This window comes from Ignavibacteriales bacterium (genome assembly GCA_026390795.1).
Lineage (GTDB): Bacteria > Bacteroidota > Ignavibacteria > Ignavibacteriales > Melioribacteraceae > Fen-1258.
Genome location: JAPLFG010000001.1, coordinates 132,715 through 146,718, shown reverse-complemented (window position 1 = coordinate 146,718; position 14,004 = coordinate 132,715). Strand labels below are relative to the sequence as shown.

At 35.5% G+C, this 14,004-nt stretch carries 16 protein-coding genes; 10 read left to right on the top strand and 6 right to left on the bottom strand.

What is annotated here, in order from left to right; genetic code table 11:
- Window positions 1-58: 58 nt before the first annotated feature.
- From NTX65_00590 to NTX65_00575, 4 genes are read right to left on the bottom strand one after another with little or no spacing between them, the layout of a single operon-like run.
- A complete protein-coding gene (locus NTX65_00590; GenBank protein ID MCX6167808.1) occupies window positions 59-259 on the bottom strand; it encodes a histone H1 in 201 nt (66 codons plus the stop codon).
- Window positions 260-285: 26 nt separating this feature from the next.
- Complete coding sequence (locus NTX65_00585; protein MCX6167807.1) at window positions 286-2,283, bottom strand: (Fe-S)-binding protein; 1,998 nt, start codon at window positions 2,281-2,283, stop codon at window positions 286-288.
- A 14-nt stretch (window positions 2,284-2,297) separates the two neighbouring features.
- On the bottom strand, window positions 2,298-2,873 hold the full coding sequence (locus NTX65_00580; protein MCX6167806.1) for a biotin transporter BioY: 576 nt from the start codon (window positions 2,871-2,873) through the stop codon (window positions 2,298-2,300).
- Window positions 2,874-2,881: 8 nt separating this feature from the next.
- Window positions 2,882-3,718, bottom strand: a complete 837-nt coding sequence (locus tag NTX65_00575; protein MCX6167805.1) for an alpha/beta fold hydrolase — start codon at window positions 3,716-3,718, stop codon at window positions 2,882-2,884.
- 163 nt (window positions 3,719-3,881) lie between these two features.
- Between NTX65_00575 and NTX65_00570 the strand changes: the two genes are divergently transcribed.
- The 5 genes from NTX65_00570 (at window position 3,882) to NTX65_00550 (ending at window position 6,869) form a co-directional block, all read left to right on the top strand.
- Window positions 3,882-4,148, top strand: coding sequence for a hypothetical protein (locus tag NTX65_00570; GenBank protein MCX6167804.1), 267 nt, complete (start codon window positions 3,882-3,884; stop codon window positions 4,146-4,148).
- Window positions 4,149-4,266: 118 nt separating this feature from the next.
- Complete coding sequence (locus tag NTX65_00565) at window positions 4,267-5,019, top strand: 1-(5-phosphoribosyl)-5-[(5-phosphoribosylamino)methylideneamino] imidazole-4-carboxamide isomerase (GenBank protein MCX6167803.1); 753 nt, start codon at window positions 4,267-4,269, stop codon at window positions 5,017-5,019.
- A 9-nt stretch (window positions 5,020-5,028) separates the two neighbouring features.
- A complete protein-coding gene (locus tag NTX65_00560) occupies window positions 5,029-5,562 on the top strand; it encodes a cyclic nucleotide-binding domain-containing protein (GenBank protein MCX6167802.1) in 534 nt (177 codons plus the stop codon).
- 11 nt (window positions 5,563-5,573) lie between these two features.
- On the top strand, window positions 5,574-6,050 hold the full coding sequence (locus tag NTX65_00555; protein MCX6167801.1) for a universal stress protein: 477 nt from the start codon (window positions 5,574-5,576) through the stop codon (window positions 6,048-6,050).
- Between the two features lie 15 nt (window positions 6,051-6,065).
- A complete protein-coding gene (locus NTX65_00550; GenBank protein MCX6167800.1) occupies window positions 6,066-6,869 on the top strand; it encodes a hypothetical protein in 804 nt (267 codons plus the stop codon).
- 35 nt (window positions 6,870-6,904) lie between these two features.
- On the opposite strand, the gene NTX65_00545 is transcribed toward NTX65_00550, so the two are convergent.
- Window positions 6,905-7,528: a tetratricopeptide repeat protein gene (locus tag NTX65_00545; protein ID MCX6167799.1), complete on the bottom strand. Its 624-nt coding sequence runs from the start codon at window positions 7,526-7,528 to the stop codon at window positions 6,905-6,907.
- 268 nt (window positions 7,529-7,796) lie between these two features.
- On the opposite strand from NTX65_00545, the gene NTX65_00540 reads away from it, so the two are divergent.
- From NTX65_00540 to NTX65_00520, 5 genes are all read left to right on the top strand, one after another.
- Window positions 7,797-8,411 carry a YHS domain-containing protein gene (locus NTX65_00540; GenBank protein ID MCX6167798.1) on the top strand — a complete coding sequence of 205 codons (615 nt, stop codon included), beginning with the start codon at window positions 7,797-7,799 and terminating at the stop codon, window positions 8,409-8,411.
- A 136-nt stretch (window positions 8,412-8,547) separates the two neighbouring features.
- Window positions 8,548-9,216: a sigma-70 family RNA polymerase sigma factor gene (locus tag NTX65_00535; protein ID MCX6167797.1), complete on the top strand. Its 669-nt coding sequence runs from the start codon at window positions 8,548-8,550 to the stop codon at window positions 9,214-9,216.
- A 331-nt stretch (window positions 9,217-9,547) separates the two neighbouring features.
- Complete coding sequence (locus NTX65_00530; protein ID MCX6167796.1) at window positions 9,548-10,408, top strand: sigma-70 family RNA polymerase sigma factor; 861 nt, start codon at window positions 9,548-9,550, stop codon at window positions 10,406-10,408.
- Window positions 10,409-10,506: 98 nt separating this feature from the next.
- On the top strand, window positions 10,507-11,922 hold the full coding sequence (locus NTX65_00525) for an alpha/beta fold hydrolase (GenBank protein ID MCX6167795.1): 1,416 nt from the start codon (window positions 10,507-10,509) through the stop codon (window positions 11,920-11,922).
- Window positions 11,923-11,984: 62 nt separating this feature from the next.
- The gene (locus tag NTX65_00520; protein ID MCX6167794.1) at window positions 11,985-13,454 is read left to right on the top strand and encodes an aminotransferase class V-fold PLP-dependent enzyme; all 1,470 of its coding nucleotides are present in this window, start codon (window positions 11,985-11,987) and stop codon (window positions 13,452-13,454) included.
- Between the two features lie 7 nt (window positions 13,455-13,461).
- Here NTX65_00520 and NTX65_00515 read toward each other — a convergent pair whose 3' ends face one another.
- Complete coding sequence (locus tag NTX65_00515) at window positions 13,462-13,971, bottom strand: GNAT family N-acetyltransferase (GenBank protein ID MCX6167793.1); 510 nt, start codon at window positions 13,969-13,971, stop codon at window positions 13,462-13,464.
- Between the last annotated feature and the right edge of the window lie 33 nt (window positions 13,972-14,004).

Sequence of the window (14,004 nt, the reverse complement as noted above, 5' to 3'; positions counted from 1 at the left end):
AAAAAATAGGTCGGGCTAAAACTAACCCGACCTATAAAACTAAGAGAAAACTTAAAGACTAGTTTCCGCCTTTAGCAGCTTTGCGTTGTGCTTTTGTATCTTGAACATCATTACGCAAATCTTGAGTTAACTTCTTCAACTCGCTGAGACCTTTTCTCAGACGTGTGCCGGCAGCGGATTGCCCTTTCTCGTAGAATTTTGCTACGTCGGGTTCTAGACCTTTTAAGAAGTCAATAAGTTTTAAATATTTTTCGTTCATGTTACCTCCTACTGTTAGTGAGTGATTTATTGGATTGAGTTTTCGAGTACAATTTCAGCTACATCTTTTACCTGGACCGTTTCTTGTTTTTCAAATGACTTAATTCCGTCATTCATCATTGTCATGCAGAATGGACATGCCGAAGCTACTGTATCGGCTTTAGTCCCTATTGCTTCTTCTGCCCTGTTGTTGTTTATTCGTGTTCCTTCGGTTTCTTCAAGAAACATTCTTCCGCCACCCGCACCACAACAAAATCCTTTATCACGATTTCTTTTCATTTCTATCAGTTCTACGCCATTTATCATTTTCAACGAATCACGCGGTGAATCATAAATGCCGTTGTATCTTCCTAGATAACATGAATCATGATAAGTAATTTTTGATTTTGCTTCTTCATTCTTGAGTTTGATCTTCCCTTCATCAAGAAGTTGATTAATCAATTCTGTATGATGAACAACTTCAAAATTTCCGCCGAATTGCGGATACTCATTTTTCAATGAATTATAACAATGCGGGCATCCGGTAACAATTTTTTTGACGCCATAATTGTTTAGAGTCTCAACATTTTCATGCATCATCATTTGAGCCAAATATTCATTTCCAAGGCGACGCGCCGTATCCCCGTTACATTTTTCTTCTATTCCAAGAATTCTGAAATCAACATTAGCATTCTTCATCAAAGTTGCAAATGCTTTCGTCACTTTTTGATATCGGGCATCAAACGAACCGGCACAACCAACCCAGAATAAATATTCGGTATTTGCATCTTCCGCCATTGTCTTTATATTCATTCCTTCAGCCCAATTTGCTCTATCCTGTGAGTTAAATGCCCACGGTGTAAAGTTGTTTTCTATATTTTTGAAAACAGTATTCAATTCTGATGGAAAATTTGATTCGCTTAAAACAAGATTTCGTCTCATATCTACTATTGAATCAAGATGCTCTATAGTAACAGGACATTCTTGAACGCAAGCCATACACGTTGTACACGCCCAGAGTTCTTCATCGGTTATATAATTATGTACCAATGTTTTTTGAATCATCTCATTGTCATCAGATGTCTTTACCAAAATCAAGGGGGCTTTATCTTCTGTTCGATGACGGATATTTACAATTATTTCCCGGGGTGATAATTTCTTTCCGGTTGCAGCAGCCGGGCATGCGGCTGTGCATCGTCCGCATTCCGTACATGAAAATCCATCTAGGATTTGTTTCCATGATAAATGTTCAAAATCGGCAGCTCCGTATTGAGTTAAATTTTCATCTTCCAGATTTAATTTCTTGAGAGCGTATTTTTTACTGCCAAATTTTGAAAAATAAACATTCGGAATAGAAGTGAAGACATGAAAATGTTTTGAATAAGGGAGAAAATTCATAAACCCAAAAATGATCAGAATATGCGTCCACCAAAAAACTTCATACAAAATGTGCGAAGTTTCACTCCCACCGTTAAAAAATAATCCGCTTAAATAAAATGAAATAGGACGTATTTCAAAATTTGCTAAAACAAAATTTGAATTTGCAATGTGTGTAATGGTCTGACCAAACATTGATAACACAACGCCGAGTATCAACAAAAGAATTATTGCCGCATCAAGTTTATGGCCTTTTACATTCAGCCGGGGCACTTTCTGAATAAATCTCCTATTCAGAGCCCATACAACAGAGATGACTACTAGGACTCCAAAAATATCCTGGACAAGTGTTATTGCCGTATAAACTAGTCCAAGAAAACGTAAAGAGAACGACGGGAAAAAACCTTGCAGAATGGCTTCTCCAACTGCAAATAGGAAAAGCATAAATCCCCAGAAAATCAGAAAGTGAATTGAACCGGCAATCGGTTCGCGTAAAATTTTTGATTGCCCGAATGCAATTTTCAATACACTTTTAATTCTTTGGACTGGATTACCAAAACGATCTTCCGGTTGTGCAAGCTTAATGTATGAAAGAATTCTTTTCAAATTATAGAAAAGAAATCCAAACGCACCGACAAAGATTATAGAGAAAATTATCTGTCTGATCATGCTTGGCGCAATCGCTATGGAAGCTTTGGATATTTTTTAGAGACGGCTTTATAAATACTAAATGCCGCTGCTGTTTTGATTATATCCCATACAGAAAAAATAATTGCACCGCTAAATAATGCATTTATATAATTTCCGTTCATAAAAAGAGCTAAATATGATGCACCTGCAAGAAGAATCAATATCTGTCCGGTAACAAATGACAATAAAATTGTAATCGTTTTTTGATTTTTTTCTAAGATATATCCGACCAAAAATGCAGCAAACGGGAATGATATAAGAAATCCACCCGTAGGACCGATCAATCGTGCAAAGCCAAAACTAAAACCGGCAAATACCGGTAAACCGATTACGCCCGCAACAAGATATAGCAATTGACTGTAAGCGCCATTACGTGAGCCGAGAAAAGCGCCGGATAGTAAAACCAACATTGTTTGAAGTGTAAATGGAACCGGCTGTGTTGGTACCGAAACTTGTGCCGCAAATGTTGTTAGAACCGCAAATGTAACTACCCAGAATAATTCCGAACTTCTTATTTTAATTAACGTTGTTACCAACGGATTGTTTTTAACTTTTTCTTTTATGGCCATAAATTCCTCTAGTTAAGATTTTTAATAAAAAATTTTGTTGTCTCTTCCAATAGTTTATCAAACTTCGCGTTTGTACCGGAAAATGGATGCACAATATCAAAGGTATGTCCTGTGCCGAAAATTTTGAACAATTCAGTTTTTGATTTATCCGACCAATCATACAACATTTCCGCTTCGGAGATCTGCACAGCAAGGTCTTGATCTCCATGCGCTATAAGTAACGGTATATTCAAATTTCTCAAAGCATTTTCAAGATTCAATGAACTGCTTTCATTTTGTAAAATATCATCAAGAGTTGAAAGATTTAATCTCATCATCTGCTTTGTTCGCACATTCATTATTTCAAAAAAACCTTTTTTACGCCATTCATTTTTTTGGCGGAGCGAATATCTGTCTAATTTCGAAATTGCAGCCCAAGTTACTACGGCATTTACATCATTTCTCTTAGCAGCTGATAATATGGCTACTGCTCCACCTCTGCTGTGTCCAATTAATCCAACTTTCGAATTTGGATCGATCTTTTTAAAAAATCCTTTTCTAACCGAATCGAGAAGTTCATTCAGTTCTCTGACTTCTCGACTAAATGTATTCTCTTCAAATTTTTCGATTTCGGTGAATTCAAATTTACTGTCACCAATGCCATTATGCGAAAAATTGAAAGTAATTACGAAAAAACCTTTATTCGCGAAATATTCGCCAAGATAAGGTCCAAACCCCCAATCTTTAAATCCTTTGAATCCGTGAACAAAAATAATCGTTTTACCGAAAAATAATTGCTCATTCAGATAAGTAGTAATATTAAGTTTTTCGCCGTCAGAAGCAATTAAAGTGAAGTCTCTATTCATATAGCGGCAAATATGAGGTTTTGACTTCGGAAAGTCAAGAAATAGAATTACTAGGAGATCATGAATTTTTTGATTCAATTATTAAAAGTCCTTAAACGATTTTAGTTTTTATACGATAATAAGTACAGATTCACAGAATAATTATTAAAAAAGAAGTATGACATTGGAAGAAAAAACAAAATGGTTTGAGAAAGCCCTTAAATTTGCGTTGGATGGAAAAATTCATCTGATTATGAAATCCAATATAAATGGTGCCGCAAAATGGGCTATAATCGATAGCGAGAAAAACTTGGTACTAAACTCAAACATGGAATGGGAGCCGGAACCGCCTCTAGCCAAGGATAGAAATGAAGGTTTTTTAATACGAGCCCGATTCGATTTTGATACCGCTGTTGCCTTATATGATCAGATGAAGATGTTTGCTCAATAATATTTTCTCCTCAAATTGTCACAACATTATATTCATTTTCTTTTACCTCTCATTTAGCTATTTTTACCACAGCATTTAATAAAAGATTGTGGGCTGAATAAGTCCATTCGGAAATAATATGGTAAAGATTTTAGTTATTCCTTCGATTGATATTCAAGACGGTAAGACAGTTCGAGTTGTACAAGGGATCCCGGAATTGGGTTGTGCTGAGTTTGGTGACGATCCGGTTGAAATGGCAATGATATGGCGAGCTGAAAATGCGAAGTGTCTTCATGTAGTTGATTTTAACGCTTCACATGAACACACTCGTACAAATTCTGAAATAATACGACGAATTTGCGAATCCGTTATTATTCCTGTGGAACTCGGCGGAGGGATAGGAAGTTATAACGATGCAGAAGATGCTTTTAAACTTGGTGTTGCTAGAGTTGTGATTGGTTCAATGGCATTTGAGAATCCGCGTGAATTTATAAAAATATTGGACAATTTCTCGCCCAATAAAGTTGTTGCGGCAATAGATGTTGTAAATAATGAAGTTGTAACAAGAGGCAGACAGCAACGGACTCATCTTCCTGCTGTTCAATACGCAAAGTTTTTAAAATCTTGCGGTGTAAAACGAATAGTAGTAACCGATGTTAAAACAAACGGAATGTTAACCGGACCGAATATTGAATTATCAAAGCAGGTTGCCGAAGCTGCTGAAATAAAAGTAACACACTCCGGCGGTATTGGAGGTTTCCAAGATTTGATTAAATTGCAGCGTGAAGCTTCAGAACATGTTGATTCTGTTATTATTGGTCGTGCTTTATATGAGAATAAATTTCCTTGTCAAAAAATTTGGCGTGTAGCAGAATCTGGAATTTTTAACTGAGAGGTTAAAATGGAAAATAGCTCTACCGGTTTAGCAAAGAGCAGTTTCTGGTCAAATCTTTTCAAGACACCAACGGAAAAAAGTGAACTTGAAGAAGTTCTTCTTTCAATGCCTCCCTTTCAAAATCTAAACTCAAAACTTCTCAAACTTTTAATGAAGACTTTTCACAACCGGGTATATTCTGCTAATGAATCTATTTTTCTTCAAAACGATCCGGGAATAGCACTTTACATTATTATAAGCGGCGAAGTTTTAATTTCTCAGGATGCAGAAGGAGACCGTTTCGACTTGGCATTGCTAGGACGCGGGGATTTCTTTGGAGAGATTGCATTATTAGACGGAGAAAAACGTTCCGCATCTGCAACTGCATTAAAAGAATCTCAACTGGCAGTGATCTTCAGACCGGACTTATATGAATTCGTTGAAGCACATCCCAAAGAAGGAATAAATATTTTGCGCGGTATATCTATAATTGTTGCTACCCGTCTGCGTAATTTAAATCAAGATTATTTTTCTCTCTATTGCAGAACAAGAATAAAATAGTGGAGGACAGCATGGAGCCGACCAAGCTAATAAAAAATATTTTAGCACCAATTGATTTCTCTGATTATTCTAAGAATGCTTTAAAATATGCATCTCAATTCGCTAAAGAATTCAATGCAAATCTTTACCTTATCTATGTGGTTGAACCGATGATTTATCCCGCTGACTTCAGCATGGGACAAATCGCAATTCCTTCAACGGATGTTGATCTTCATGCGCGTGCGGAAGAGGAATTGAACAATCTCGCAAAAACCATTGATCCATCATTGAAAGTCGGCACTATGATCAGAACCGGTAAACCTTTTGTTGAGATTATAGAAGAAGCAAAGGAAAAAGATATTGACTTAATTATTATAGCATCTCATGGACACACCGGAGTAGAACACTTACTCTTTGGAAGTACGGCTGAAAAAATTGTTCGTAAAGCTCCTTGCCCGGTTCTCACATTGCGTGAACCAATTAAAGGTTTTCAGTTCAGTGCCAAATAACAGATTCATCACCCGATGAATAAAAAAACGCAGATTGCATTTAATAAATTACTTTCCGATAAAACATCGGGCAGTGTTGATTTATTATTAAAACTAAATACGTTTTGCAAAAAATATTTATTTGATGTAAAACACCCACTGGAATTTATTCAACAAGCCCAAATTCAGTTTTCTTCCTTTCAAAATATTCAAAGGTACTTAGCTGAACTTAAATCAAATGTTCATAGCAAGCAGGTAATAATGGAATTCTTTACCGCAACCGAAAGTAAAGCGGAAACATCATATTGGGAAATATACACTAGTGCTATGCCCTTTTTGCAAAACAAGAAATCAATTTTAACAATTTCAAACAGCCGTACCGTTTTAGAAACAATAAGAAATCTGGCAAAAACAAATTATTTAATAGTTACTATTTGCGAATCACGTCCAAAATTTGAAGGAAGAATTCTAGCCAAGAAATTATTGAGTAGTAAAATAAAGGTCGAAATTATCACCGAAGCGATGGCTCCATCTTATGTTAGAAAATGCGATTGTATATTGGTAGGCGCGGATACTGTCTTAAAGGATGGGAGCATTATTAATAAAGTTGGGACGTTACAATTGGCTCTCTCAGGTAAATATTTTAAAAAACCGTTTTATGTTGTTGCGGAAAAATCGAAATTCAAGAGAAGCTTAAAAATTACACAGCGAAAAGAATTATCAAATGAAATTTGGAATAACTCACCGAAAGGTATTGTATTAAATAATTTTTATTTCGAAAAAATTCCAGGCTCTTTAATAACCAAAATATTTTCTGAACAAAAAAAACCCGACCTATGATTAAGCCGGGTTACGACGAATAATTGTCAAAGGTTCTATTTAACTGCGGCTTTCTGGTTAAGTTGTTTTACAACTTCACCGGCAATACGACCAACTTCAGTTTGAGGATATTTTTTTGCTAGATCCTGCCATACGGCAATTGCCTTTTTATCATCACCTTTAGCTTGCGCCAGCCCGCCAATATTGTATTGAGCAATCAAATTGTTCTTATCAACCGCCAATACTTTGGAATTATATTCTTCCGCTTTATTCAAATTACCTTGATTGAAATAAACATAAGTTAGTTGCAACAGAATATCGATTCTCTTTGGGTCAACCTTGATAATTTTTTCGTAAAGTTTAATTGCTTCATCCGGTTTGTGAGCAATTAATAAATCTGCATATTCACGAGTCTTTAAAGTATCGTTCGGGTTTTTCTCAACGGCAGCTTTAAGATTGTTTATCTTTTCAACTGCTTCTTTAATTACATTCGATTTATTAGGAGTATCGCCATTACCTTGAGAATTCATTTTGCTATGAATATCGTCGTTTGGCATTTTGGCATCCGAACTAATTTCAGACGCTGTATTTGAATTTTTTGTTGTTCTTGAAAAGAATATGACCGCGGCTATAAATACAATAATAACACCGAGATATATGTAAATTGGTTTAACTTTCATAAAATCCTCGTTAATTGGAACTCTAGTATATAAGTTATAGTTGAAACATTGTATTCAAAAATAACTTTTTTTTAGTAAGCAAAAAAATCTTTCTTCTATATTTGCAATGTACAATTGAAGAAGACGCAGTTATACGGGATCAAATAGAATGTCATTCCAGCCAAAGCTGAAATTGCGCATATCGCAAAATGAGAACAATATTATTATGGAATCATCAAACAAAAAGAGATTTTTGAACAATACTAATTAATTAGGTAAAGGAGATAAAATGTTAAAAAGAAATAGTTTCGGCACATTTTTAATAGCAATTACATTGGTGTTTTCTTGCTCCTCTTTTGCGCAAGAGTCGATGCAAATGAAAGATTCAACCAAAACTCAAATGAAGATGCACAATATGAGCGGAATGAAAATGCATAACAAAAAAAGTTCTTCCCTTCCAGATTCCAATAAAGTACATAAAGGGACGATTGATTTAATGGCAATTGATAAAAATAACGATGGTAAAATCTTTCAATGTCCGATGGAATTAAATGTTATTTCTGACACAAAAGGCGAATGTCCAGAATGCGGAATGGATTTGAGAGAAATTTCGCTGCCCGATGCTAACTCAAAACTGGTCAAAAGAGGTTTCAAAGTAAGAGAATCGGTACTGAATAATGATTCAAAATCTGACGATCAAAAAAATCAAACTTCTCTTTCAATCTGGAATAAAGTATGCCCTGTTTCAGGCGAAGAGGTTGATCTTGAAACTCAAACAGTTGAATACAAAGGGAAAGTAATCGGTTTCTGCTGTTCGAGTTGTATTTCTAAATTCAAGAAAGAACCTGAAAAATACTTGAAAAATTTAAGCGACGATGGAACAAAATTTATAGGCACAAAATAATCTTCAAACACCCCGGAGTAATCCGGGGTATTCAATCATTATCTCTTTTCAAACATTCGACGATAGGTTACAGTATTGAACTATCTTTTATCTAAGATGGTTATACAGTTAAATATTAATTATCGAAAGTACAACAATGAGGAAGATTGAAACAAATAAGTTAATTGATAAAAAATATATTGATTTTGATAATGTAGTAATTCCCCATCTACCTGCAATTAAGAGTTTTGCACTCAAAATGACGAGTGATCCAGACGAATCAGAAGATTTAGTACAGGACACGTTATTAAAGGCTTTCAGGTTTTTTGATAAATTTGAAATAGGTACCAATGCTAAAGCTTGGCTTTTTCAGATTATGAAAAATTCATTCATAAACAATTACCGTAAAACTAATAAGGAGCCTTTCAAAGTCGACTATGACGATGTTCAAAATTTTTATGAAACCATCAAATCTGAGGAAGTTAAAACCCAGCATTACGAAAATGATGCTTTTAGCAATGTTCTTGACGACGAGATAACAAATGCATTATCCATATTACCCGATGATTTTCGTACTGTAGTCTTTTTGAGCGATATAGAAGGGTATTCTTACGAAGAAATTGCTGATTTTGTTGATTGTCCGGTAGGAACAGTTAGATCTCGTCTGCATCGTGCTCGTAAAATGTTATATGCTCTACTAATGCAGTATGCTAAGGAGAATGGATTCCTAAAGACAAAAAGCAAAAATGAGAAAGATAATAAAACTATAAAAATGCTTGATAAACTAATGATCAGTAAATCAATCAATCCGGAATTAATACATTAACACTCAAACCGATGGATAAATGGATTAGCCGGAAAACAATTAATTTTTGTAAATAAATGATAATTTTTATAGATAATATTTGGAAATTTACTTATTATTGGGCGGTGATTTTCATAAAAACATATCAAAAACCTACTTTTAATTTTGTATCCGGGCTCTCTTTTAGAAATCCTCGCGTTATCAAATAGAGTTGGGTGAAAAAGTTTTTCTTTAAGTGAGAATTAAATTCTTCTCTTAAGGAACTTTATTATGCATTAAAAGTAAAAATACAGCATTTAGTTTTCGGAAATAATTGTAAAAAATTTAAAAATAATTAAGGAGAAGTAAGGATTTGAAGATAACGAAGCAGTTTACTAATCGTGAGAGTAAATCTTTAGATCAGTACCTTCAGGAAATTGGAAAAGTAGATCTTCTTACTCCCAATGAAGAAATTGATTTAGCAATTAGAATCAAAAAGGGAGATCAAATGGCTTTGGAAAAATTAACCAAAGCTAATTTAAGATTTGTTGTGAGTGTGGCTAAACAGTATCAGAATCAAGGTCTACCGTTAGGTGATCTTATAAATGAAGGTAATCTTGGTCTCATTAAAGCGGGCAGAAGATTTGATGAAACTCGCGGATTTAAATTTATTTCTTATGCGGTGTGGTGGATTCGCCAGTCTATTATGCAGGCAATTGCAGAGCAGTCCAGAATGGTTCGTCTTCCTCTTAACCGTGTAGGTGCTCTCAATAAAATGGGAAAAGCACTCAGCCAGCTTGAACAAGAGTATGAAAGAAGACCAAGCCCGGAAGAAATTGCTACACAGCTCGATATGGATGTTTCTGATGTTACTTATGCAATGCAAATTGCCGGACGCCATGTTTCTATGGATGCGCCGTTTGCACATAGCGAAGATAATAACAACAGTCTGCTCGATGTCATGCCGAATGAAGATCAACCGGCTCCGGATTTTACATTAATGAAAGAATCTTTGAAAGCAGAAATTGAACGTTCTCTTTCTACATTAACAGAAAGAGAAGCTGAAGTAATTCGTCTTTACTTTGGACTCGGCAAGGAACATTCTCTAACGCTTGAAGAAATAGGCGAAAAGTTAAATCTGACGCGTGAGCGTGTAAGACAAATTAAAGAAAAAGCACTAATCAGATTACGTCATTCAACTCGTAGTAAAAATCTTAAAGCTTATCTTGGTTAAAATATTGTTGCTTACAAAAGAAGCCGTTGCATTGCAGCGGCTTTTTTGTTTTAAATCACTATTTTTCTAATCGATAATTTAAGGAGTGGATAGTAATCATGAAGCGATTAGCCAAAACGTTTATTGCTCTGGTTTTTATTTTTTCTCAGACTAATGCTCAGAATGATATTGCCGGTTATTGGAGTGGTAAAATCAAGATGCTCACAATGAATTTGGATTTCCAGATTAAAGTTGAAAAAACAAAAAAAACACTAAATGCCTTTATGAGCATCCCCTCTCAAAAATTAAATAATTATCAACTCGCGGTTTTCACATTCAAAAAAAATAATGTTCATTTTGAACTCCCAAGTCAAGCGGGAATTGCAAATTTTGATGGGGAATTAAATGCCGATTCTATAAAAGGAAAAATTTTACAAGCGGGAATTCAAGGTACTTTTTATCTTGCAAAAATGGAAGAACCAAAAGCAGTACAGCAAAACGAACCAAAAATTGATGAGCCCCTTCCCTATTTCGAAGATGAAGTTGCCTTCAAGAGCGGCAGAATCTTATTAGCCGGAACTCTGACAATTCCTAAAGAAGAAAAAAAATATCCGGCAGTTATTCTTTTAACCGGCAGCGGACCGCAAAACCGTGATGAAGAAATTTACGGATTTAAAATTTTTCAAAAAATTGCCGATTATCTCACACGAAAAGGAATTGCCGTTTTACGTTATGATGACCGAGGTGTAGGTGGTTCTACTGGAAATACGATGCAGTCAACAACGGAAGATTTTGCAGAAGATGCCCGAGCGGCAATTGATTTCTTAATAAAACAAAAAAATATTGATCCAAAGAAAATTGGATTTCTCGGGCATAGTGAAGGCGGAATTATTGCCCCGCTTGTTGCGGCAAATTCCAATAATGTTGCTTTCCTCGTTCTTATGTCCGGTACCGGTGTGAATGGAGGAGATGTTTTACTTGAACAGCAAAAAATGATCTTGAAAGCGAGCGGCGTTGCAGATAGTTTGATTGACGAAAATCTTGCTCTCCAAAAAGAAATTAACAAAGCATTAAGTAACGACAAAGATTTGAATGACATTAAGAAAGATATTACAGCTTTTGCAGAAAAAGATTTTGAAACATTAAGTAAAGAAATTAAAGCATCAATTAAAGATAAGAACGCATATATTAATTCCACCGTTCAATCACAGATTATACTTTTTAACAATCCGTGGTTCAGATATTTTATTAAATACGATCCCGCGCCGACACTTCAAAAAGTAAAAGTGCCTGTTCTAATGACTTTCGGCGAACTTGATTTACAGGTTCCAGTAAATCAAAATAAACCGAAAATGGAAGAAGCTTTAAGATCAGGCGGTAATAATAATTTTAAATCAATCATTTTCCCTAAAGCAAATCATCTTTATCAAGAAGCCAAGACAGGCAGCCCGGGCGAGTACAATGAATTACAGAAAGAATTTGTACCCGGCTTTTTACAAACGATCGCAGATTGGATAATTCAGACAGTAAAATAATTTGTGCTTTATCAAAATTGCTTAATAATAATCATCATTTTATTCATTAAAAAAAAATAACCATGTCACCAGAAAAATATTTTTCCAAATTCAGAAAAAATATAATCGGCATAGATCAAGAATTCGATTCCCCTTACGGAAGAAAAAAAATTATTTATGCGGATTGGATTGCAAGCGGACGTCTCTATGAGCCGATTGAAAATGTACTGACTGATAAATTTTATCCATACGTCGGCAACACGCATTCCGAATCATCAGTTACCGGAACTACGATGACCAGGGCTTATGCCGAAGCAAAAAGAATAATCAAACATCATGTAAATGCCTCTAATGAAGATGTAATTATTTTTGCCGGATTCGGTATGACAGTCGCTGTAAATAAATTCCAGCGCTTGCTCGGGCTTCGTGTCTGCGAACAACTTCAAAAATACACTAACATTCCAGATGAAGAAAAACCGGTCATATTTTTAACTCACATGGAACATCATTCGAATCAGACTTCATGGCTGGAAACAATTTGCGAGGTTGTAATAATCGAACCTGACGAACAAGGAATGGTTGATCTGGTACACTTTGAAGAACTGCTTAATAAATATAAAACACGGAAATTTAAAATTGGCTCATTCACGGCGGCTTCAAACGTAACCGGAATCCAACCGCCCTACTATCAAATGGCGAAAATGATGCACCAACGTGGAGGACTTTGTTTTGTAGATTTCGCAGCTGCGGCTCCTTACATTGACATTAATATGCATCCGGAAGACCCGCTTGAAAAACTTGATGCAATCTTTTTCTCTCCTCATAAATTTCTTGGCGGTCCGGGAACTTCAGGAGTTTTAATTTTCGATTCCAATTTGTATAAACGGCAAGTACCGGATAATCCCGGCGGAGGAACTGTGGATTGGACAAATCCATGGGGCGGTCATAAATATCTTGAAGATATAGAACTGCGTGAAGACGGCGGAACTCCCGGATTCCTTCAAGCAATTAAAACAGCTCTTGCAATTAATTTGAAAGATGAAATTGGAACAAAAAATATATTAGCACGCGAACACGAACTTCTTGAAACAGCCTTTGCCAGATTCGATAAAATTCCTTCGGTTCATATTCTCGCGCAAGAAACTAGAAAACGGCTCGGTATTGTTTCTTTCTACGTGGAAGACATTCATTATAACTTGATGGTAAAATTATTAAACGACCGTTTTGGAATTCAAGTGCGCGGAGGCTGTTCATGTGCCGGAACGTACGGTCACTATCTTTTACACGTTGATCCGACTCGTTCTAAGCGAATTACAGATAAAATTAATCACGGCGATCTTTCCGAAAAACCAGGATGGGTACGTTTATCACTTCATCCTACGATGACAAATGAAGAATTGAATTTTATCCTGACTGCGATTGAAGAAGTAATTATAAATGTTAAAGAGTGGTCTAAAGATTACACTTACTCGCCAAAGACAAATGAATATTGTCATAAATCTCACAGCGAGGAAGAATTTGAAGTAATAAAAAATTGGTTCGAACTGGGTTGAAATTAAATTAAAACTGCTCGGCTAGTTTTTTAATTGCTTCTCCAGTTACGCGAAAAACTGTCCACTCATCCATCGGTTTTGCACCGAGATTCTTATAAAACTTAATTGAGGGTTCATTCCAATCCAGTACACTCCATTCGAGGCGCCCGCAATCACGTTCAATTGCAATCTTGCCTAGATAAGTAAGAAGAATTTTTCCAATTCCCTTTCCGCGCATTTCCGGCTTAACAAAAAGATCTTCAAGATAAATTCCGGGTTTTCCTAAAAATGTAGAGAAGTTGTGAAAGAAAAGAGCAAAACCGACTGCTTCATTTTTATAATCGGCAATCAAAACTTCTGCATACTTAGTTTTGCCGAAAAGCGAGTTCCGAAGGACTTCTTCAGTTGCAACAACTTCATGCGATAATTTTTCATATTCGGCAATTCCGTGGATTAGTTTTAGTATTAACAGAACATCTTTTTCTTTAGCAAATCGAATTGTTACTTCCGGTTTATTGGTCTTGATCAACTCATTCATTTTATACTCTTGATTTATATTAAAAATAGCAGA

What these genes read in the sequence shown, in the direction of transcription:
- NTX65_00525 (MCX6167795.1), top strand. Translation starts at nt 10,507, where the DNA reads ATGAAGCGATTAGCCAAAACGTTTATTGCTCTGGTTTTTATTTTTTCT.
- NTX65_00575 (MCX6167805.1), bottom strand. Translation starts at nt 3,718, where the DNA reads ATGAATAGAGACTTCACTTTAATTGCTTCTGACGGCGAAAAACTTAAT.
- NTX65_00550 (MCX6167800.1), top strand. Translation starts at nt 6,066, where the DNA reads ATGAATAAAAAAACGCAGATTGCATTTAATAAATTACTTTCCGATAAA.
- NTX65_00535 (MCX6167797.1), top strand. Translation starts at nt 8,548, where the DNA reads ATGAGGAAGATTGAAACAAATAAGTTAATTGATAAAAAATATATTGAT.
- NTX65_00565 (MCX6167803.1), top strand. Translation starts at nt 4,267, where the DNA reads ATGGTAAAGATTTTAGTTATTCCTTCGATTGATATTCAAGACGGTAAG.
- NTX65_00560 (MCX6167802.1), top strand. Translation starts at nt 5,029, where the DNA reads ATGGAAAATAGCTCTACCGGTTTAGCAAAGAGCAGTTTCTGGTCAAAT.
- NTX65_00580 (MCX6167806.1), bottom strand. Translation starts at nt 2,873, where the DNA reads ATGGCCATAAAAGAAAAAGTTAAAAACAATCCGTTGGTAACAACGTTA.
- NTX65_00540 (MCX6167798.1), top strand. Translation starts at nt 7,797, where the DNA reads ATGTTAAAAAGAAATAGTTTCGGCACATTTTTAATAGCAATTACATTG.
- NTX65_00545 (MCX6167799.1), bottom strand. Translation starts at nt 7,528, where the DNA reads ATGAAAGTTAAACCAATTTACATATATCTCGGTGTTATTATTGTATTT.
- NTX65_00590 (MCX6167808.1), bottom strand. Translation starts at nt 259, where the DNA reads ATGAACGAAAAATATTTAAAACTTATTGACTTCTTAAAAGGTCTAGAA.
- NTX65_00515 (MCX6167793.1), bottom strand. Translation starts at nt 13,971, where the DNA reads ATGAATGAGTTGATCAAGACCAATAAACCGGAAGTAACAATTCGATTT.
- NTX65_00585 (MCX6167807.1), bottom strand. Translation starts at nt 2,283, where the DNA reads ATGATCAGACAGATAATTTTCTCTATAATCTTTGTCGGTGCGTTTGGA.
- NTX65_00520 (MCX6167794.1), top strand. Translation starts at nt 11,985, where the DNA reads ATGTCACCAGAAAAATATTTTTCCAAATTCAGAAAAAATATAATCGGC.
- NTX65_00555 (MCX6167801.1), top strand. Translation starts at nt 5,574, where the DNA reads ATGGAGCCGACCAAGCTAATAAAAAATATTTTAGCACCAATTGATTTC.